Origin of the sequence: Burkholderia sp. AU32262, assembly GCF_020419985.1 — a bacterium.
Taxonomy (GTDB): Bacteria; Pseudomonadota; Gammaproteobacteria; order Burkholderiales; family Burkholderiaceae; genus Burkholderia; species Burkholderia semiarida.
This window is the reverse complement of the sequence record NZ_JAIZRS010000012.1, coordinates 92,318-112,449: the sequence shown is the minus strand read 5'-3', so window position 1 is coordinate 112,449 and position 20,132 is coordinate 92,318. Positions and strand designations below refer to the sequence as shown.

At 68.3% G+C, this 20,132-nt stretch carries 14 protein-coding genes; 9 read left to right on the top strand and 5 right to left on the bottom strand.

Features of this window, described 5'->3' with window-relative positions; translation table 11 throughout:
• Window positions 1-127 precede the first annotated feature (127 nt).
• The 6 genes from LGN10_RS16430 (at window position 128) to LGN10_RS16405 (ending at window position 8,407) form a co-directional block, all read left to right on the top strand.
• Entirely contained in the window at window positions 128-1,909 is a 1,782-nt protein-coding gene (locus LGN10_RS16430) for an IlvD/Edd family dehydratase (protein ID WP_226224283.1), read from the top strand.
• A gap of 36 nt (window positions 1,910-1,945) precedes the next feature.
• The gene (locus LGN10_RS16425) at window positions 1,946-3,127 is read left to right on the top strand and encodes a fumarylacetoacetate hydrolase family protein (protein WP_226224282.1); all 1,182 of its coding nucleotides are present in this window, start codon (window positions 1,946-1,948) and stop codon (window positions 3,125-3,127) included.
• 285 nt (window positions 3,128-3,412) lie between these two features.
• Complete coding sequence (locus tag LGN10_RS16420) at window positions 3,413-4,354, top strand: LysR substrate-binding domain-containing protein (RefSeq protein ID WP_060310323.1); 942 nt, start codon at window positions 3,413-3,415, stop codon at window positions 4,352-4,354.
• A 74-nt stretch (window positions 4,355-4,428) separates the two neighbouring features.
• Entirely contained in the window at window positions 4,429-5,835 is a 1,407-nt protein-coding gene (gene tcuA / locus LGN10_RS16415) for an FAD-dependent tricarballylate dehydrogenase TcuA (protein ID WP_226224281.1), read from the top strand.
• Window positions 5,822-7,024: a tricarballylate utilization 4Fe-4S protein TcuB gene (tcuB, locus tag LGN10_RS16410; protein WP_302106948.1), complete on the top strand. Its 1,203-nt coding sequence runs from the start codon at window positions 5,822-5,824 to the stop codon at window positions 7,022-7,024. The genes tcuA and tcuB overlap by 14 nt, the downstream gene beginning before the upstream one ends.
• Before the next feature lie 66 nt (window positions 7,025-7,090).
• Window positions 7,091-8,407, top strand: a complete 1,317-nt coding sequence (locus LGN10_RS16405) for an MFS transporter (protein WP_226224279.1) — start codon at window positions 7,091-7,093, stop codon at window positions 8,405-8,407.
• Between the two features lie 99 nt (window positions 8,408-8,506).
• Here the strand turns inward: LGN10_RS16405 and LGN10_RS16400 are convergent, their stop codons facing one another.
• Entirely contained in the window at window positions 8,507-10,324 is a 1,818-nt protein-coding gene (locus LGN10_RS16400) for a methyl-accepting chemotaxis protein (protein WP_226224277.1), read from the bottom strand.
• Window positions 10,325-10,652: 328 nt separating this feature from the next.
• Between LGN10_RS16400 and LGN10_RS16395 the strand changes: the two genes are divergently transcribed.
• The 3 genes from LGN10_RS16395 (at window position 10,653) to LGN10_RS16385 (ending at window position 16,048) form a co-directional block, all read left to right on the top strand.
• Complete coding sequence (locus tag LGN10_RS16395; protein ID WP_226224275.1) at window positions 10,653-12,173, top strand: diguanylate cyclase; 1,521 nt, start codon at window positions 10,653-10,655, stop codon at window positions 12,171-12,173.
• Between the two features lie 137 nt (window positions 12,174-12,310).
• On the top strand, window positions 12,311-13,897 hold the full coding sequence (locus tag LGN10_RS16390) for a methyl-accepting chemotaxis protein (protein WP_226224273.1): 1,587 nt from the start codon (window positions 12,311-12,313) through the stop codon (window positions 13,895-13,897).
• 189 nt (window positions 13,898-14,086) lie between these two features.
• Entirely contained in the window at window positions 14,087-16,048 is a 1,962-nt protein-coding gene (locus LGN10_RS16385; RefSeq protein WP_226224271.1) for a phosphatase PAP2 family protein, read from the top strand.
• Here the strand turns inward: LGN10_RS16385 and LGN10_RS16380 are convergent.
• From LGN10_RS16380 to LGN10_RS16365, 4 genes are read right to left on the bottom strand one after another with little or no spacing between them, the layout of a single operon-like run.
• Window positions 16,029-16,325: a hypothetical protein gene (locus LGN10_RS16380; RefSeq protein WP_226224269.1), complete on the bottom strand. Its 297-nt coding sequence runs from the start codon at window positions 16,323-16,325 to the stop codon at window positions 16,029-16,031. The genes LGN10_RS16385 and LGN10_RS16380 overlap by 20 nt on opposite strands.
• 56 nt (window positions 16,326-16,381) lie before the next feature.
• Window positions 16,382-17,905: a UxaA family hydrolase gene (locus tag LGN10_RS16375; protein WP_226224268.1), complete on the bottom strand. Its 1,524-nt coding sequence runs from the start codon at window positions 17,903-17,905 to the stop codon at window positions 16,382-16,384.
• Window positions 17,902-19,083 (bottom strand): mannitol dehydrogenase family protein, encoded by a 1,182-nt coding sequence (locus tag LGN10_RS16370; protein WP_226224267.1) that lies wholly within the window; start codon window positions 19,081-19,083, stop codon window positions 17,902-17,904. Before LGN10_RS16370 ends, LGN10_RS16375 begins: the two co-directional genes overlap by 4 nt.
• 31 nt (window positions 19,084-19,114) lie before the next feature.
• Entirely contained in the window at window positions 19,115-20,125 is a 1,011-nt protein-coding gene (locus LGN10_RS16365) for a zinc-binding alcohol dehydrogenase family protein (protein WP_060967064.1), read from the bottom strand.
• Window positions 20,126-20,132 lie beyond the last annotated feature (7 nt).

The window sequence follows — 20,132 nt, the reverse complement described above, 5'->3', positions numbered from 1 at the left end:
CCCACACCTTCGCGACGCGCGCACGAAATCCCTTCCGCGACGCAAAAAACCCGTGCTAACATCCAGACGATGTTACCGGTACCATCCGGTACGCAAAATCAAGAAGGCCCTTCGGAGACAGCCTGCCATGTCACACACACCCCGCCGTCTGCGCAGCCAGGAATGGTTCGACGACCCCGCGCATGCAGACATGACCGCGCTCTATGTCGAGCGCTTCATGAACTACGGGTTGACGCGCGAGGAGCTGCAGTCGGGCCGCCCTGTCATCGGTATCGCGCAAACAGGCAGCGATCTGGCGCCATGCAATCGTCACCACATCGAGCTCGCCGAGCGCACCAAGGCCGGCATTCGCGACGCGGGCGGCATTCCGATGGAGTTCCCCGTGCATCCGCTGGCCGAGCAAAGCCGCCGGCCCACCGCCGCGCTCGACCGCAACCTCGCCTACCTCGGGCTGGTGGAAGTCCTGCACGGCTTTCCGCTGGACGGTGTGGTGCTGACGACCGGCTGCGACAAGACCACGCCGGCCTGCCTGATGGCGGCCGCCACCGTCGACCTGCCCGCCATCGTGCTGTCGGGCGGCCCGATGCTCGATGGCTGGCACGAGGGCAAGCGCGTCGGCTCCGGCACGGTGATCTGGCATGCGCGCAACCTGCTCGCGGCCGGCGAGATCGACTACGAAGGCTTCATGCAGCTGACCACGGCATCGTCGCCGTCGATCGGCCATTGCAACACCATGGGCACGGCGCTGTCGATGAACAGCCTCGCCGAGGCGCTGGGCATGTCGCTGCCGGGATGCGCGAGCATTCCCGCGGCCTACCGCGAGCGCGGCCAGATGGCTTACGCGACCGGCAAGCGCGCGGTCGAACTCGTTCGCGAAGACCTGCGCCCGTCGAAGATCATGACGCGCGCGGCGTTCGAGAATGCGATCGTCGTCGCGTCCGCGCTCGGCGCCTCGACCAATTGCCCGCCGCACCTGATCGCCATTGCGCGCCACATGGGCGTCGAACTGAGCCTGGACGACTGGCAGCGCTTCGGTGAAGCCGTGCCGCTGCTCGTCAACTGCATGCCGGCCGGCGAATACCTCGGCGAGAGCTTCCATCGCGCCGGCGGCGTGCCTGCCGTGCTGCGCCAGCTCGATGCGGCCGGCCTGCTGCGGCGCGACTGCCTGACCGTGTCGGGCCGCGCGATCGGGGAAATCGCCGACACCGCGCAGGACGCCGACCGCGACGTGATCCGTACGCCCGACGCGCCGCTCAAGCACGGCGCCGGCTTCATGGTGCTGTCGGGCAACTTCTTCGACAGCGCGATCATGAAGATGTCGGTGGTGGGCGACGCGTTCCGCCGCACCTACCTGGCCGAGCCGGGCGCCGAGAATACGTTCGAGGCGCGCGCGATCGTGTTCGACGGCCCGGAGGACTACCACGCCCGCATCAACGATCCCGCGCTGAACATCGACGAGCGCTGCATCCTGGTGATCCGCGGCTGCGGCACGGTCGGCTACCCGGGCAGCTCGGAAGTCGTGAACATGGCGCCGCCCGCCGAGCTGGTGAAGCGCGGCGTGACGTCGCTGCCGTGCATGGGCGACGGGCGCCAGAGCGGCACGTCGGCCAGCCCGTCGATCCTGAACATGTCGCCGGAAGCCGCGGTGGGCGGCGGCCTCGCGCTGCTGCGCACGAACGACCGTATTCGCGTGGACCTGAATCGCCGCAGCGTCGACGTGCTCGTCGACGAGGACGAACTCGCGCGCCGCCGCGAAACCGCAAGCTTCACCGTGCCGCAGGCGCAAACGCCGTGGCAGGAACTCTATCGCCGGTTCGTCGGCCAGTTGTCCACCGGCGGCTGCCTCGAACCGGCCACGCTGTACCTGAAGGTGATCGAGCAGCGCGGCAACCCGCGCCATTCGCACTGACCCCACCGCCCCCCCCCCAATCTTGCCGAGCTGATCATGCGTACTCCTTCCGTTTCCGACTGCCTGCCGCACGACCTCGCCCAAGCGCTGCTGATCGGCCGCGTCTGGCGGGATGACGGCGCCCACGCGGGCCCGAGCGTCGTCGCCGTACGCGGCGGCGAAGTGTTCGACATCACGCGCACCGCGCCGACCACCGCCGACCTGTTCGACCGCCCCGATGCCGTTGCCGTCGCGCGCACCGCCCCCGGCGAATCGCTCGGCCGCGTCGAGCCGCTGCTGCAGGCGGCGCTGGACGGCACGCCGGGCGCCACGCACCTGCTCGCGCCGTGCGACGTGCAGGCCGTCAAGGCGTGCGGCGTCACCTTTGCCGTGAGCCTGATCGAGCGCGTGATCGAGGAACAGGCCGGCGGCGATCCGGCCAAGGCGCGGGAGGTACGCGACACCATCGCGTCGACCATCGGCACCGATCTGTCGAGGATCGTGCCCGGCTCGGAAGCGGCGATGCGCCTGAAGGCGGAACTCGAGCGCCGCGGCGCGTGGTCGCAATACATGGAAGTCGGCATCGGCCCGGACGCCGAGGTGTTCTCCAAGGCACAGCCGATGTCCGCGGTGGGCTTCGGCGCGGACGTCGGGCTGCTGCCCGTGTCGGTGTGGAACAACCCGGAACCGGAGATCGTGCTGGCCGTGGCCAGCGACGGCAGGCCGGTGGGCGCGACGCTCGGCAACGACGTGAACCTGCGCGACATCGAAGGCCGCTCGGCGCTGCTGCTCGGCAAATGCAAGGACAACAACGGTTCATGCGCGATCGGCCCGTTCGTGCGGCTGTTCGACGATGGCTTCACGCTCGATGGCGTGCGGGAATGCAGCGTGTCGCTGCGCGTCGAAGGCGCGGACGACGGCTTCGTCCTCGACGGCATCAGCCACATGCGCGAGATCAGCCGCGACCCGGCCGACCTCGTCGCGCAGACCTGCGGCGCGCATCACCAGTATCCGGACGGCTTCATGCTGTTCCTCGGCACGATGTTCTCGCCGATCCAGGATCGCGACGCGCCCGGCGGCGGATTCACGCATCACCTCGGCGACCGCGTGACGATCTCGACGCCCGCGCTCGGCGCGCTCGTCAACACCGTGCGGCTTTGCACGGAGATCGCGCCGTGGACCTTCGGCGTGCGCGCGCTGTATGCGAATCTGGCCGCGCGCGGGCTGCTTGCCGAATGAAACCGGGAGACGCGACGACATGAAGCCCTTCGCGAACGACATCGACGGGCAGCAGGCGAGGCGGTATGACACGAGGGCGTTCGCGCCGGCACACACGTAGCCGGCCTTCACTGCGCGACCTGAACACTCGCCGAGCCGGAGCGGCCGCCGCGAGCGGCGCCGCCAGCTCATCCCGCAACCCCAGATTCTTTCCGGCGGCGATCCACGGCTTCGATCAGCGCGATTCGCCCCACCGGCGCCTCGTCGGCTGCGACAATACCGCGGCTGAGTCAATTCGAGGTGTCGATGGAACTGAGGCAACTGCGCTATTTCGTCTGCGTCGTGGAACACGGCAGCATGGGCAAGGCCGCGCTCGAACTGGGCGTGGTGACGTCCGCACTGAGCCAGCAGATCAGCCGGCTCGAGAGCGAGCTGTCCACGCGCCTGCTGCAACGCACCTCCACGGGCGTCGTGCCGACGGACGCCGGTCTTGCATTCTGGCGACAGGCGCAGCTCGCGTTGCGCCACGTCGACGATGCGGCGCTTGCCGCGCGTCAGGCGCGCCTGTCGGGGCACGTCAGCGTCGGGCTTGCGCCCAGTACGACCGGCGTACTCGGTCTCGCGTTCATGCAGGCGATGCGGCAGCGCTATCCGGATGTCCGGCTGCGCATGGTCGAGAGCCTGTCGGGCTATCTCGGCGCAATGCTGAGTGCGCGGCAAATCGACCTGGCGATCCTGTTTCGCGAAGAACCCGCGCAGCGCTGGAGCGTGATGCCGTTGCTCGACGAGCATCTGTTCGTGATCGGCGCGCCCGGCCTGCCCGGCATGCCCGACGGGACGCACGTGCACCTGGCGAACCTCGGCGCCGTGCCGCTGATCCTGCCGAGCGGCCCGCATGGCCTGCGCGCATTGCTGGATGTCGCATTCGCCCGCACCGGCTTCACCCCGCACATCGCCGCCGAAGTCGACGGCCTCGCGATGTTGATGGATGCGGTGCGCGGCGGGCTCGGTGCAACCATTCAACCAGGCGCGGCGCTCGCGCGGCTAGAGAATGCCGCGCTCGCGAGCGTCCCGGTCGCGGACGACCACGCGACGAGGCCGAACCTGATCGCGAGCGTCTCCGACGATGAATTGTCGCCCGCCGGGCTCGCCGCGCGAGTCGTCCTCGCCGACGTGGCGCGCGAGATCGTCGCGTCCGGCGGGTGGCCCGGCGCCACGCTCCGCGAGCCGCCTCTTCACAAAAACTGAAGACGTGTTGCCGCGCCGCTGATGGCGGCTAACGAGGCCGATCCGTAGAGTGCGTCTCAAAGGAGACAACTCAGATGATCGATGTTCTCGTTATCGGCGGCGGCAACGCGGCGCTGTGCGCCGCCTTGATGGCGCGTGAAGCCGGCGCGTCGGTGCTGCTGCTCGAAGCGGCGCCGCGGGAGTGGCGCGGCGGAAACTCCCAGCACACCCGCAACCTGCGTTGCATGCACGACGGCCCGCAGGACGTGCTGGTCGGCGCCTATCCGGAAGAAGAGTACTGGCAGGACCTGCTGAAGGTCACGGGCGGCATCACGAACGAGGCGTTGGCCCGGCTCGCGATCCGCGCGTCGGCGAACTGTCGCCCGTGGATGCGCGCACATGGCGTGCGGTTTCAGCCGCCGCTGTCCGGCGCACTGCACGTGGCGCGCACCAATGCATTCTTCATGGGCGGCGGCAAAGCGCTGGTGAACGCGTATTACCGCAGCGCCGAAGCGCTGGGCGTACGGATTCGCTACGACACGCCCGTCGACGCAATCGAGCTCGACGGCGAACGCTTCGTCGCCGCGCGTAGCGGAAACCGGCGCTTCGAGGCGCGCAGTTGCGTGCTCGCGGCGGGCGGCTTCGAATCCAACCGCGAATGGCTGCGCGAGGCGTGGGGACAAAACCAGCGTGGCGAGTGGCCCGCCGACAATTTCCTCATCCGCGGCACGCGGTTCAACCAGGGTGTCCTGCTCAAGGCGATGCTCGACGCCGGCGCCGATGCGATCGGCGACCCGTCGCAGTCGCATTGCGTCGCGATCGACGCGCGCGCGCCGCTCTACGACGGCGGCATCTGCACGCGGATCGATTGCGTATCGCTCGGTATCGTCGTCAACCGCGATGCGCAGCGCTTCTATGACGAAGGTGAAGACTTCTGGCCGAAGCGTTATGCGATCTGGGGCCGCCTCGTCGCGCAGCAGCCGGGGCAGACAGCCTATTCGATCATCGATGCCAAGGCCGTCGGGCGCTTCATGCCGCCGGTATTTCCGGGTGTCCGCGCCGATTCGTTGCCGGAACTCGCGCGCCGGCTGAACCTGCCCGAACGTGCATTCGTGGAAACGCTGCGCGCGTACAACACCGCATGCCGGGCAGGCACGTTCGATCACACCGTGCTCGACGACTGTCGCACCGAAGGCGTCAGCCCCGCGAAAACCCACTGGGCACGCCCGATCGATACGCCGCCCTTCTTCGGCTACGCGCTGCGTCCCGGCATCACGTTCACGTATCTCGGGCTCAAGGTCAACGAGCGCGCGCAAGTTCACTTCGGCGGACGGCCGAGCGGCAACCTGTTCGTTGCCGGCGAAATGATGGCCGGCAACGTGCTGGGCAAGGGTTACACGGCGGGCGTCGGGATGTCGATCGGCACCGCGTTCGGCCGTATCGCGGGCACCGAGGCGGCGAAGGCCGCGCAAACGACCGGAGTTCAACGTGAACGATATTGAAGAACACCTTCGCGACGCCCGGGCGCTCGCGCCCGCCGGCCGACCGTCGACACGCGCGAGCGGCGCCGCCGTGATTCGCATCGCGCCCGTCACCGACAACGAAGCGGAAGTCGCGCGCCAGATGCAGATCTGCAATGCGTGCCGCTACTGCGAAGGATTTTGCGCGGTCTTTCCGGCGATGACGCGCCGGCTCGAGTTCGCGAAGGCAGACGTCAACTACCTGGCCAACCTGTGCCACAACTGCGGCGCGTGCTATCACGCATGCCAATATGCGCCGCCGCACGAATTCGCGGTGAACGTGCCGAAGGCGATGGCGCAGGTCCGGCTCGATACATATGTCGAGTATGCGTGGCCCGCCGCGCTGGGCAAGCTCTACAGGCGCAACGGCCTGACCGTCGCGCTCGCGCTCGCGATCGGGCTGGTGCTGTTCCTGATGCTCGGCGTCGCGATGCACGGCTCGCTGCTGAATGGCCCGTCGGGCGGCCGTTTCTATGCGGTCTTTCCGCACAATCTGCTCGCCGCGATGTTCGGCGCGGTGTTCGGGCTCGCCATTCTGGCGCTCGGGGTGGGCGTGACGCGCTTCTGGCGCGACGTGTCGTCGGGCACGGCAAGCATGCCGGCGGTTGCCGAGGCGGCGAAGCACGCGCTCGCGCTCACCTATCTCGACGGCGGCCACGGTGACGGCTGCAACGAATCGGACGATGCGTTCACGCTCGCGCGGCGCCGGTTTCACCACTTCGCGTTCTACGGCTTCATGCTGTGCTTTGCCGCCACGCTCGTCGCGACCTTCTATCACTACGCGCTGGACCTGCACGCACCGTATGCGTTCCTGAGCCTGCCCGTGCTGCTCGGCACCGCCGGCGGAATCGGTCTGCTGATCGGGCCTGCCGGCCTCTTGTGGCTCAACCTGCGGCGCGACCCCGCGCGGACCGATCCGGCACAACGCCCGATGGACCGCAGCTTCATTGCGCTGCTGATGCTCGTAAGCGCGTCGGGACTGGCGCTGCTCGCGTGGCGCGACAGCAGCGCAATGGCGGCGCTGCTCGCCGTTCATCTCGGCATCGTGATGGCCCTCTTCGCAACGTTGCCGTACGGGAAATTCGCCCACGGCATCTTTCGCTGCGCGGCGCTCCTCAAGTCGTCGATCGAAAAGCGCCAGGCCGACCGCCTGCGACTGGGCTCGGACTGAACCGGGCCAATCGAAGCGGTCCGGCTTCCGGGCCGCTTCGCACAATACATCCAACGGAGACATCCCATGCATCCCTCACCGTCGATCGCGCCGGATGGCGCGGCCGCAGGCACGTCGAAGCTCGGCGCGGTCCTGCGCGTGACCAGCGGCAATTTTCTCGAGCAATTCGATTTTTTCCTGTTCGGCTTCTATGCGACCAGCATCTCGCGAGTCTTCTTTCCGGCGGCAAGCGAGTTCGCGTCGCTGTTGCTGACGTTCGCCGTCTTCGGCGCCGGTTTCCTGATGCGCCCGCTCGGCGCGATCGTGCTCGGCGCCTACATCGACGAAGTGGGAAGACGCAAAGGGCTGATCGTGACGCTCTCGATCATGGCGAGCGGCACGATCCTGATCGCGTGCGTGCCGGGGTACGCGACGATCGGGCTCGCCGCCCCGGCGCTGGTGTTGCTGGGACGCCTGCTGCAGGGCTTCTCCGCCGGGGCCGAGCTGGGCGGCGTGTCGGTCTATCTCGCGGAAATGGCCACGCCGGGGCACAAGGGCTTCTATACGAGCTGGCAATCGGCAAGCCAGCAGGTGGCGATCGTCATCGCGGCGGCCCTGGGCTATCTGCTGAATCATCTGCTGACGAGCCAGGAAATCGGTGCGTGGGGCTGGCGCATCCCGTTCTTCATCGGTTGCGCGATCGTGCCGGTCATTTTCCTGCTTCGCCGAACGCTGCAGGAAACGGACGAATTCAAGGCGCGCACCCATCATCCGCGTGCACGCGAGGTATTCGCGACGATGCTGCGGAATTGGCGCACGGTGTTTGCCGGCATGCTGCTCGTCGCGATGACCACGACGACGTTCTACCTCATCACGGTCTACACGCCGACGTTCGGCCGGGCCGTGCTGAAACTGTCCACGGCGGACAGCCTGATCGTCACGCTGTGCGTGGGCGTGTCGAATTTCTTCTGGCTGCCCGTGGGCGGTGCGCTGTCGGACCGCATCGGACGCAAGCCGATTCTCGTGGCCATCGCGGTCGCGGCCATCGTGACGTCGTATCCCGCGCTTGCCTGGCTGTCATCCGCGCCCAGCTTCGGCCGCATGCTCGCCGTGCTGTTGTGGCTCTCCTTCTTCTTCGGCATGTACAACGGCGCCATGGTCGCGGCGCTGACCGAAATCATGCCCGCCAGCGTCCGCGTGGCCGGTTTCTCGCTTGCATTCAGCCTCGCGACCGCGGTCTTTGGCGGCTTCACACCCGCGGTGTCGACCTATCTGATCGAGGTGACCGGCGACAAGGCCGCGCCCGGATACTGGCTCAGCTTCGCCGCATGCTGTGGGCTGTTCGCGACCCTGTCGCTGTATCGCAAAGGCGGGGCCGCGCGGCGTTCGGCTTCACCTGCGTGAGAAGCGGTGCTCGCCTGAACGGACCGGTTTTGCGCCGCCGCGATATTCCGACAGGGCGTCGCACGAAGCCGACGCCCTGCGGCCCAGCCAACCGGACCGTCACGCCGGCACGGCGCGCTCCGCCAGCTTGAACTCGCCGACCGTCTGCGCGAGCCGGGCCGCCTGCTCGCGCAGCGACGTCGCCGCGGCCGCCGATTGCTCGACGAGCGCCGCGTTCTGCTGCGTCATGTCGTCGAGCTGCGACACCGCCTGATTCACCTGCTCGAGCCCCGTGCTCTGCTCCTTCGCGGCGACGCTGATCTCGGCGATCACGCTCGTGATGTTGCGCACGCCGTCGACGATTTCGTCCATCGTCGCACCGGCGGTCTGGACGAGCCCGGAGCCGCCTTCGATCTTCTCGACCGACGAGTGGATCAGCTGCTTGATTTCCCGCGCGGCCTGCGCGCTGCGCTGCGCGAGCGCACGCACTTCCCCGGCGACGACCGCGAAGCCGCGGCCGTGCTCGTTCGCGCGCGCCGCCTCGACGGCGGCGTTCAACGCGAGGATGTTGGTCTGGAACGCGATGCCGTCGATCACGCCGACGATGTTGGCGATCTCTGCCGACGCCTGCGTGATGTCGTTCATCGTCGAGACGACTTCGCGCACGACCGTGCCGCCCCGCAGCGCGACATCCGACGCCGATTCCGCCAGACGGTTCACCTGGCTCGCCGCGTCGGCCGAGTTGCGGGCCGTGCCGGCGATCTCCTCGAGCGCGGCGGCCGTTTCCTGCAGGCTCGACGCCGCGTGTTCGGTGCGGGCCGACAGATCCTGGTTGCCCTGGGCGATCTCGGCGCTCGCGAGGTTGACCGACGCGCTGAACGCACGGATCTGCAGCAGGATCGCACTGATCTTTTCGGCGAACGCGTTGAACGCGTGCGCGATCTGCGCGGCTTCGTCCGCGCCGTCGGCCGGCAGCCGCTTCGTCAGGTCGCCGCTGCCGCTCGATACGTCCGTGAGCGCGTCGCGCACCATCAGGATGCGCTTGAAGGCCGCGTTCGTCATCGCGCCGACGAGCGCGGCCGCGATGACGGCGACGATCACGATCGCCAGCAGCGTGGTCGTCGCGACCGCGCGCATGCCGGCCGTCACGTCGCCCTTGTCGAGCGCGAGCACCAGCGACCAGTCGGTGCCGGCGATCGGCCGGGCACGCATCAGCTTGGCGGCGCCGTCGATGTCGACCGCGACGGGCGCGGACGCCGTCTGCAGCGCGCCGAGGCGATCGGCATCGAGTTCCGGAGACAGACCGGTGGCCGGCTTCATGATCAGGTCGGTCTTGGCCGACGCGATCACGCGAGCGCCCTTGTCCACCAGAAATGCGAAGCTCGCCGGCGTCGGGTGAACGGAGGTCACGATCGAGCTCACGTTTTCCATGAACAGGCTGGCTGCCAGCACGCCCTTCACCACGCCGTCGCGCACCACCGGCACCGCGAACGCGACGGCCGGCTTGCCGCTCGTCGCATCGCGGTAGAGCGCCGTCACGACCAGATGGCCCGCGCCGACGGCCTGCTTGTACCAGGGCCGCGCGGTCGGGTCGTAGCCGGGCGCGAGCGGCACGTTCGAGAACGCCGTCTTGTCGGGCAGGCCGAGCGTCAGCACCTCGAAGCCGCCCGACTTGCCGAGCAGCTTCAACGCCGGCACCGGGTCGCCTTCGCCGATCGCGATCGTATCCGCGAGCGCCTGGGTTTCGCGCGACCGGCTCGCCACCCATTCGTCGATCGCCAGCGCGTGGCCGGCCAGGATGGACTTGTGATTCTGGTCGATGGCCTCGTCGTTGTGGGTCTTGACGACGTAATAAACGAGCCCTCCCGTTACGGCCAGCGCCGTCACGACGATGGCGACACACGTCGCCAGTATCCGTGCGCGAATTGATGACAGCATGATGACTTCGGTCTCCGTTGCCGCGTGATTGAACTGGATCGATGAACGAGCCGACCCTTATTCACTTAACGGCACCGACGGCAGGAAATTGAGTCGTGCCGAATGGCCGGCGCGGAGGCCGACCATAAGGACAAATTCGCGGCCGGCAGCCGATACGATGCGTGCGATGCGGCCAGCCGCTTCGGTCGCACACGTTTGCGTCGCAGTGGGCGGATCGCGCGCGCCGACGGGGTCGCCCGCGGGCCTCGATTTTCGGTTAACCATGCCGTTAACCCGGATTTGACCCGCGCCGACGCCCCGGCAGCCGGCTTCCCCTATGAGCGCGAGCATGCCCGCCTTCACTTCGATCGAGAAAATCGCCGACTGGGCCGGACGCCACCCGCTCGTCGTCGGCGCACTGGGCACGCTGATGTCGCTCGCGGCGCTCGGGATCAGCGCGGCGACGCTGTGGGCCGCGCGCATCGAAGTCATCGAGCATGCGCACGAGACGTCGCGCAACGTCGCGGCCGTGCTCGCGAGCCAGATCGCGCGGACGGTCGAAACGTCGAACAACGCGCTGGTCGCGCTGGCTGCCGACCTGGGCAAGCAGGCCGTACAGCGCATGGACACCGGGTTGCGGCACGACCTGCTGTTCGAGCGCACCGCGGCCCAGTACCTCACCGGCATGGGCGTGACCGACCGGCGCGGCCAGTTGATCGACGGATGCTGCGGCACGACCCATCGCTGGGACTTCAGCGATCGCGACTACTTCAAGGTCCATCGCGACGCGGACAACGTCGGGCTCTACGTGTCCCAGCCTTATCGGGCACGCTCGCGCGGCGGCAAGGAGTCGATCGCGCTGTCGCGGCGCATCGAGCGGCCCGATCATGCGTTCAACGGGATCGTGGTCGTCGCCATCGATCTCGCTTACTTCGAGCAGCTCCTGTCCCGGCTCGACGTCGGCCCGAACGGGGTCAGCGCGATCGTGCGCGCGGACGGCACGATCCTCGCGAGAAACCCGTCATTGAACGACGGCCAGATGAATCTCCTGCGTCGCTCGAAATCGTTCAAGCGGATGGTGAACAGCGAATCGGGCTTCTATCCCGCCCGTTCGAGCATCGACGGCGTCGTGCGCTTGTATACGTACCAGCGGATACCGGGCACGCCGCTGATCGCGGTCGTCGCGCCGGCCGAAAGCGACGTGCTGGCCGGCATCCGTCGTCTGTCGTGGACGGTCGGCGTGTCGGCCATCGTGATCAGCACGCTGTTCTGCGCCGTGGTCTGGCTGCTAGCGTTCGCGTTGCGCGACAACCTTCGCAAGCAGACGCTGCTGACCGAGCTCACTCGAACCGACCCGCTCACGGGCCTGCACAATCGCCGCGCGCTCGATACCGCGCTGGCCGACGAATGGGAGCGGCTGCAACGGGGCGGCGACGGCAGCCTGTCGCTGCTGTTCATCGACGCCGATCACTTCAAGCAGTACAACGACCGGCACGGCCACGCGGTGGGCGACACCGCGCTGCGCTTTCTCGCCGAATGCATCCGCGCGCATACGCGGCGGCGCGGCGACCTCGCCGCGCGCTACGGCGGCGAGGAGTTCGTCGCGGTGTTGCCCGATACGGACGAAACCGGCGCGGCGCAGGTCGCGGAGGCGATTCGCCGCGAGGTGGAACGCAACCGGCTCGACGGGTTTGCGGATGCGGTGCCGCCCTTCACCGTCAGCATCGGCTGCGCGACCGGCCATCGCGCACGCCCCGCAACCGTGCACGCGCTGTCGCATCAGGCGGACCTGGCGCTCTATCGCGCGAAGCGCGAAGGCAGAAACCGCGTGTGTCGTGCGGAACCGGAGCCGTTCACCCGCTCGGCGTGACGCACGCCGGGCGCCGTCTGAAATTTTTTTGACGGCGAGTCACTCGCAAACGATTGCCGCGCGCAGCGTTCCTAAACTGTTCATCCAGGGTTCCGATAATCAGGAAATCTATTTAATAACACCCCTGGATTCTTCCTATGAATGATCGACGGTTAACGGTTCGCATGAAGCTGATCATGGCTTTCGGACTTCTTACGTGCACGGTCGTGCTCGTCTCGCTCGTCGGCATCGTGTCGCTCGGCAACGCGAACGCGGCATTCGACGACTATGTCAACGGCATCAACGCCCGCGCGACCCTGGCGGACAAGGTTCTCGCCGCGGTCGACCGGCGCGCGATTGCCGCCCGCAACCAGGTCCTGGCGTCCGGGCCACGCGATGCGGACGTCGAGAAGGAAGCCGCACTGCAGGCCGACCGCGAAGTCGGCGCGCTGCTGGGTGAACTGACGAATACGGTCCGCGTCGGCAGCGGCGCGACCGACAAGGCCCGCGAACTGGTTCGGCAAATCGGGGCGATCGAGGCGCAGTACGGCCCCGTGGCGCGCGCCATCGTCGAAGCGGCGGCGAACAACCGGCGCGATCAGGCGATCACGATGATCAACGAACAGTGCCGACCGTTGCTGGCCCGGCTCGTCGCGGCCACCGATGCGTATGCGACGTTCTCGCGCACGATGGCCGCCCAACGGGTGAAGGAATCGGATGACCGTTACACGTCGCGAAGACTGATGCTGATCGCGATCTGCATCGCCGCCGCAGCCGCGGCCGCGATCTCGGGCCTCTTCATCACCCGCGGCCTGCTGCGCGCGCTGGGCACGGAGCCTGCCGCGCTCAGCGATATCGCCCGCCATATCGCCGCCGGCGATCTCGGCGCCGAATCCGCGACCGGCGCCGCGCCGGCCGGCAGCGTGCTGGCCTCCATGCGCGACATGCAGGCGAACCTGATCCGGCTGATCTCGGAAGTCCGTACCGCCTCGGGCAACGTCGCGACGGGGGCCGGCGAAATCGCGTCCGGCAACCAGGATCTTTCGTCCCGCACGGAACAGCAGGCCGCGTCGCTGCAGGAAACCGCGTCGAGCATGGAGCAACTGACGTCCACCGTGCGCCTGAACGCCGACAACGCGCAGCAGGCGAGCGGCCTGGCCGACAACGCATCGGAGGTCGCGCAGCGCGGCAGCTCGGCCGTCGGCCTGATGGTCGACACGATGACGGACATCAGCGCGAGTTCCGCCAAGATCGCCGAGATTACCGGGATCATCGAAGGGATCGCGTTCCAGACCAACATTCTCGCGCTCAACGCGGCCGTCGAAGCCGCGCGCGCCGGCGAACAGGGCCGCGGCTTCGCGGTGGTGGCCAGCGAAGTCAGAAGTCTTGCGCAGCGTTCGTCGAGCGCCGCGAAGGAAATTCGCGAGCTGATCTCGCAATCGGTCCGGAAAATCCAGGACGGCTCGCAGATCGCGAACAACGCGGGCGAGACGATGAGCCAGGTCACGCACGCGATCTCGCGCGTGACCGACATCATGGGCGAGATCGCCGCGGCGTCGAGCGAGCAGAGCCGCGGCATCGAGCAGGTCAATCTGGCCATTACGCAAATGGACGAGGTCACGCAGCAGAATGCGGCGCTCGTCGAGCAGGCGGCCGCCGCGTCGAAGTCGCTCGAGGAACAGGGACTCCGGCTTGCCGAGGCCGTCTCGCTGTTCCGGCTGGAGACGCGCACGGCGAACGCGTAGGCCGGCGCCTGCCACCCGTATCGGTGACGGACGACGCATGGATTCTCGCGTCCGTCATGTTCAGCACCGGAAATTAACCAAATAGTGGGAATTTCCGCCCGCTGCGTACGGCGCGAAACAATTCCGTAACGACCGCGTAACGATCGCTCACCACAATCCTCCATCTTTACCATCAGGATGGAGTCTTGCATGTTTGCGTCACGAAGCCGTTTCCCGCTGCACGTCGCGGCATTGTCGAGTGCGATCGTACTGGCTGCCTGCGGCGGCGGCGACGACGTCGCGTCGACCGGCACGATCGCCGCGGCCGTTCCGGCGCCGCCCGCCGACCCCGGCTTCGTCGACAGCGCGCCGATCCCGAGCGCGCCGGCTTTCGTCGACAACGTCGCGACCAACCAGCGCGGCGACGCGCGCTACGCGACGCTGTCGACCAACGCCGCGGTGCGCGTGCTGGGCCGCTTCCTCGATCTCTGGCAACCGGCGACGATGCTGGTCGACGCGGGCGTGAGCGCGCCGGCGAACGGCGCGTTCCCCGCCATCTCGCCATCGCCCTGCTCCGGGCTGCCGAACAGCGGCATGCCGTGCGGCACGATCCTGAACGACGCGGTGCTGTCGGCCAACGTGCAGTACGTGATCAACGCGACGACCGCCCGTACGCCGCGACAGGCCGACGCCGCGTACTACGACGACCGGCGCGGCAAGGGATACAGCGTGACCGACGGCATGGGCCCGCTGACCGCCGCGTGGCGCACCGCCGCCCAGCAGACGACCAGCATCACCACCGTGCCCGCCGATGCGACGACCGTGCTGTACAACGACGCCGGCAACAACGTCGGCGTCGGCAGCAGCAGCGGTAACGCCAGCTTCGGGAAGGTCGTCGATCTGCTCAACGAAATGGGCAACAACGCGTCGACCGAACCGTCCAAGCGCTTCTTCAAATACGCGCGCCCGTACCGCTGGAGCACGAGCGTGGTCGTCGCGCCGACGCTCGTGCCGGCCGAAAGCGCGACGCCCGCGACCGACGGCGGCTTCATCAGCGGCCACACGGCCGAAGCGATGCGCGATGCGACGACGATGGCGTGGCTCGTGCCGGAACGCTTCCAGGAGATGATCAGCCGCGGCCTCGAGCTCGGCGAGAACCGGATCCTCGCCGGCATGCATTCGCCACTCGACGTGATCGGCGGGCGCATGCTCGCGCTGGCCGTCAGCGCGGCCAACCTGACCGCGTACGCCAGCGACGCGCAGGCTGCCTACACGCAAGCCCATCAGACGCTGCAACAACTGACGGGAACGAGCGCCACGACGTTCTCCGCATTCGCGCACTCGGGCACGACGGCCACCGACCGCTTCGCCGACTACGCGGCGAACAAGGCCGCGTTCCTGCGCCGCATGACGTTCGGCTTCGGTGCGATCGAATCGACGAACGCGCCGCCGGTCGTGCCGAAGGGCGCGGAGATCCTGCTGCAGACGCGCTTCCCGTACCTGAGCCCCGACCAGCGGCGCGTCGTGCTGAAGACCACCGAGCTGCCGTCCGGCTATCCGGTGATGGACGACGCGGAAGGCTGGGGCCGCCTGAACCTGTTCGCGGCCGCCGACGGCTACGGCGCGTTCAACGGCAACGTGATCGTATCGATGGATGCGTCGCAGGGCGGGCTCAATGCCGCCGACGTATGGCGCAACGACGTTTCAGGCGCAGGCAAACTGACGCTGCAGGGCAGCGGCACGCTGACGCTGGCGGGCAACAACGGCTACACGGGCGGCACGCAGGTGAGCGGCGGCACGCTGGCGGCCGCGTCGGCGACGGCATTCGGCAAGGGCGACGTGTACGTCGGCCCGGGCGGCAGCGTGCGGATCGCGGCCGCCGCGCCGGTGACGGTCGCGACCCGCTACACGCAGCTCGACAACACGACGCTCGAACTCGACATCGACGGCAACGGCGGCGGACGTCTGCGCGTGGGCGGGCCGCTCACCATCGCGGGCGGCACGCTGCACGTGAAATTCGTGAACGGCTACGCGCCGAAGGCCGGCGACACCATCGCGCTGATCGACGGCGCGGCGGCCGCCGCGAAGTTCGCGACGGTGACGGTCGACGGGTTCAAGGCCACGCCGGTCTACACCGCGGCGGGCGTGTCGATCACGTTGTCGGCCGCCTGACCGGCACGGAAGATCGATCCTGCAACGGCGCCGCCCACGGGCGAGACTGGCTACCGAAGCGCCGTTGCAGTTCGATGATCGTGGGCAGGTTGAAATCATGGACGTCCGGCGCGGCGCCACCCTGCCGCCGGCTCACCTCGACGCAGAGCTCCAGCGCACGCGCGCGGGTCTCGGCGAGCAAGCGCAGCGCCTCGTCGAGCAAGCCCTTCTCCAGTTCCGACAGCGAGCCGTCGTGGCCGGTTTCTCCGATCGCCGGCTCGCTCATGCTGGTTTCCATCGCGGATTTCTCCTTCGCTGTCCGATTGCGCGCAAGGCCGCACACCGACTCTAGCGTCACATGACCGCGCCGCGCAGCCACGGCACGAACTCGCGTTCGCCGATGCCGTTGTCCTCGCTGCGCGATCGTCGTCCGGACGCGACGTCGAGCATCAGCCGGAACAGCCGCGCGCCCGCTTCGTCGACCGTGAGCGAACCGGCGACGATCCCGCCGCTGTCGAAATCCATGTCCGATTGCATTCGCTCGAACAGGCCGCTCGTCGTCGCGATCTTGATCGTCGGCACCGGCTTCGAGCCGAACACCGAACCGCGGCCCGTCGTGAAGCACACGAGATTCGCGCCGCCGGCGATCTGCCCAGTGGCCGACACCGGGTCGTAACCGGGCGTATCCATGAACACGAGCCCCGCTTGCCGCACCGGCTCCGCATAATCGTAGACGGCGCGAAGCGGCGAGCGGCCGCCCTTCGACACCGCGCCGAGCGACTTCTCGAGAATCGTCGTGATGCCGCCGGCGAGATTGCCGGGCGACGGGTTGTTGTTCATTTCTCCGCCGTTGTCGGCGACGTAGCGCTCCCACCATTGCAACCTGCCGAGCAGACGCCCGGCCACGTCGCGCGACGCCGCCCGCGCAATCAGCAGATGCTCGGCGCCGTAAATCTCGGGCGTCTCCGACAGAATCGCGGTGCCGCCGTTGCGAACCAGCAGGTCGACGGCCGCGCCGAGCGCCGGGTTCGCGGTGATGCCCGAGTAACCATCCGAACCCCCGCATTGCAGGCCGACGGTCAGCCGCGATGCCGGCACGGTGCTGCGCCGCGCGCCGTCGGCCGCCTCCACCAACTCCCGCACGATCGACACGCCGCAGGCGACGGTGTCGCGCACGCCGCCCTCGTCCTGGATCACCAGCGTGCGCACCGTGCCGGGCGCCGCCGCGTCGAGCCGTTGCGCGAGCGCCCCGACCTGGTTGACCTCGCAGCCGAGGCCGACGAGCAGCACGCCGGCGAAATTCGGGTTGCGCGCATAGCCGACGAGCGTGCGCCTCAGCAGCTCGATGCCGTCCCCGGTCGCCGACATGCCGCAGCCGCTCTGATGGGTGATCGCGACGACGCCGTCGACATGGCCGAATGCATCGAGCGCGCCGTGCCGGTATGCATCGGCGATCGCATGACAGACACTCGCCGAACAGTTGACGCTCGCGATCACGCCGACGTAGTTGCGGGTGCCCACGCTGCCGTCGGGCCGCACGAATCCGTCGAAGGTGTCGCGGCGATCCGCGGGCACGTCGTGCGCGTCGCCGGCGGGCCCGTCATCGTGCGCATGCCGCTCGGGCATCCCGACGTTGTGCACGTGCACGTGCTCGCCGGCGGCGATGTCGAGCAGCGCGATGCCGATCGGCTGCCCGCATTTGACGATCGCGTGGCCGCGCGCGATCGGCGCGGTGGCGAGCTTGTGGCCGGCCGGCACCGCGTTCGCCAGCCGCAGCGGTGCGCCGCGCACGTCGATCGGCACGTCCGGCGCCAGCGCGTCGAGTGCGACGGCGACGTTGTCGTCGCCGTGAAGGATCACGATTGCCGGTGGCTTCACGATGCATCTCTCCCTGTCGTTGCGATGCCGGCCGCCGGAGCGCCGGCCGCCGGTTCATGGCGGGCGACGAGTTGCCGCAAGCGCGGTTGTCCGGCCGACAGCGCCAGCGAATCCGCGAGCGCGAGCAACGGCTCGATCCGCCGCGCCACCTTCTCGCGATGGTTGACGGCGATATCGGCGATGCGATGCGCGAGAAACGGATTGAGAAAACGCTCGCGCACGCTGTCGACGTAGCGTTCGGCCGTTTCGCGCAAGCCCAGCGCCACGAATACCGGCGCGACTTCATCGCGCCACACGGCCTCGAGACCGTCGCGTAGCCGCGCATCGTTCATCGCGTCCAGTACCGTCTCCGATGCGTCGCGCCCCGCCTCGAGCCACTGCTGCGCGAGCCAGCTGTGCCCGAGATTGAGGAAGAACAGCTTCAGGCGCTCGTAGCTGCGCAAATCGTCGGTGACGACGATCTGCGCGTGCCGGCACGGCAGCGCCATGCCGGCACGCCGTTCGATCGCCCACAGCGCGTACGGCTCCGCGACCGCGCCGACCGGATGAAGCGGCTCGGACACGATGCGGTCGACGAGCGAGTTGACCCACACGCAGCGGTTGCACAGATAGTCGGCGAACGCGCCGGGCAGCCGCCACGCGCGCGCGAGGCCCATTACGATGTCGCGCAGCGTGTCGCCGTTGTTCGTCACGAGTTCGCACGGCAGGATGGAGACGCCATCATCGGGCCGCGCCTGCCAGCGCGCATGCAGCAGCGCCAGCAGCTTCGCCGGAAAACCGCGCGGTGCGTGCTCCGGCCGGGCCAGCAGGTCCGCGGCGTCGCGCGGATCGGCACGATAGCCTGCGTCGCCGGTATTCGACACGATCACGCGCACCGTCTCGATCGCTGCGCCGCGTATTTCCGCCCAGTCGCGCTCGGCATCCCACGCGCGATGCACGGCGTGGCACTCGACGAGTTCGTCGACGACACCGCCGCGCTCCCGCCCGCGAATCCGCACCGGATAGCGACCGGTGGCGCGCAGCGCGTCGATTCTCGCGCGGCTGGCCGGATTGCCCGTCGTCTGCACGATGCCGATGCCGCCCATCGCGTTGCCGTCGTCCAGCGCCTGGGAGACGAACAGGTCGACGTGCGCCAGCAGGAAGCGGCTCGTGCCGAACTGCAGGATTGGCGGCGTCATCGCGTGCGCTCCGCGTGCCGGATTCGATCGCTCAGCATTCGACGAGCGCCTTCACGACGGTCTGCCCCGCTTCCAGCAGCCGCGGAAGCGCGTCCGGCACGTCCTCGAGCCGCATCCGGTGCGTGTTCAGCGCGCGGTCGGGAATGCGCCCGGCACGCATCGCGTCGAGCACCGTCGCGAAATCCTCGGCCGTCGCATTGCGGCTCGCGAGCAGCGTGGTCTCCCGCTTGTGGAATTCGGGATCCGAAAACGCGACGTGCCCGCGCACGATCGAGATCAACGTGTATTTGCCGCCGTGCGCGACGAACTCGAAGCCGCGATTCATCGCATCGAGGTTGCCCGTCGCGTCGAACACCGCATCGAAATACTCGCCGTTCGTCAATTCCGCGAGACGCGCCGTATCGTCCGCGCCCACCTCCACCGTCGCGTCGACGGCCAGATGCTGCCGGCAGAACGCCAGTCGATCCGCCCGCGTGTCGAGGCACGTGACGTCGGCGCCGCGCAGTTTCGCGAAGATCATCGCGGCCATGCCGATCGGCCCGGCGCCGACGACCAGCGCCCGCTGCCCGGCGCGAACGTCCGCGCGGCGCACCGCATGCGCGCCGATCGCGAGGAATTCCAGCATCGCCGCCTGATCGAGCGAAATGCCGTCGGCCTTGTGCACGAACTGCGCGGGTACGCTCAGGTATTCGGCCAGCGCGCCGTCGCGATGCACGCCGAGCACCTTGATGTTCACGCAGCAGTTCGTGTTGCCGTGACGGCATGCGACGCAGTGTCCGCACGACAGATACGGCATCACGTACACCGCGTCGCCGGCGCCGAGCCCCGACGCCGGTTCCGCCTCGACGACGACCGCGGAAAGCTCGTGGCCCATCACGCGCGGATATTCGAGGTAAGGCTGGTTGCCGGTGAAGATGTGCAGGTCGGTGCCGCAGATGCCGACCCGTTGCACGCGCAACAGCACTTCGCCGCTGCCGCGCACGGGCAGATCGCGCTGCTGCACGCGCAGCACGCCGGGGGATTCGCAAATCACGCTGAGCATGTCGGGT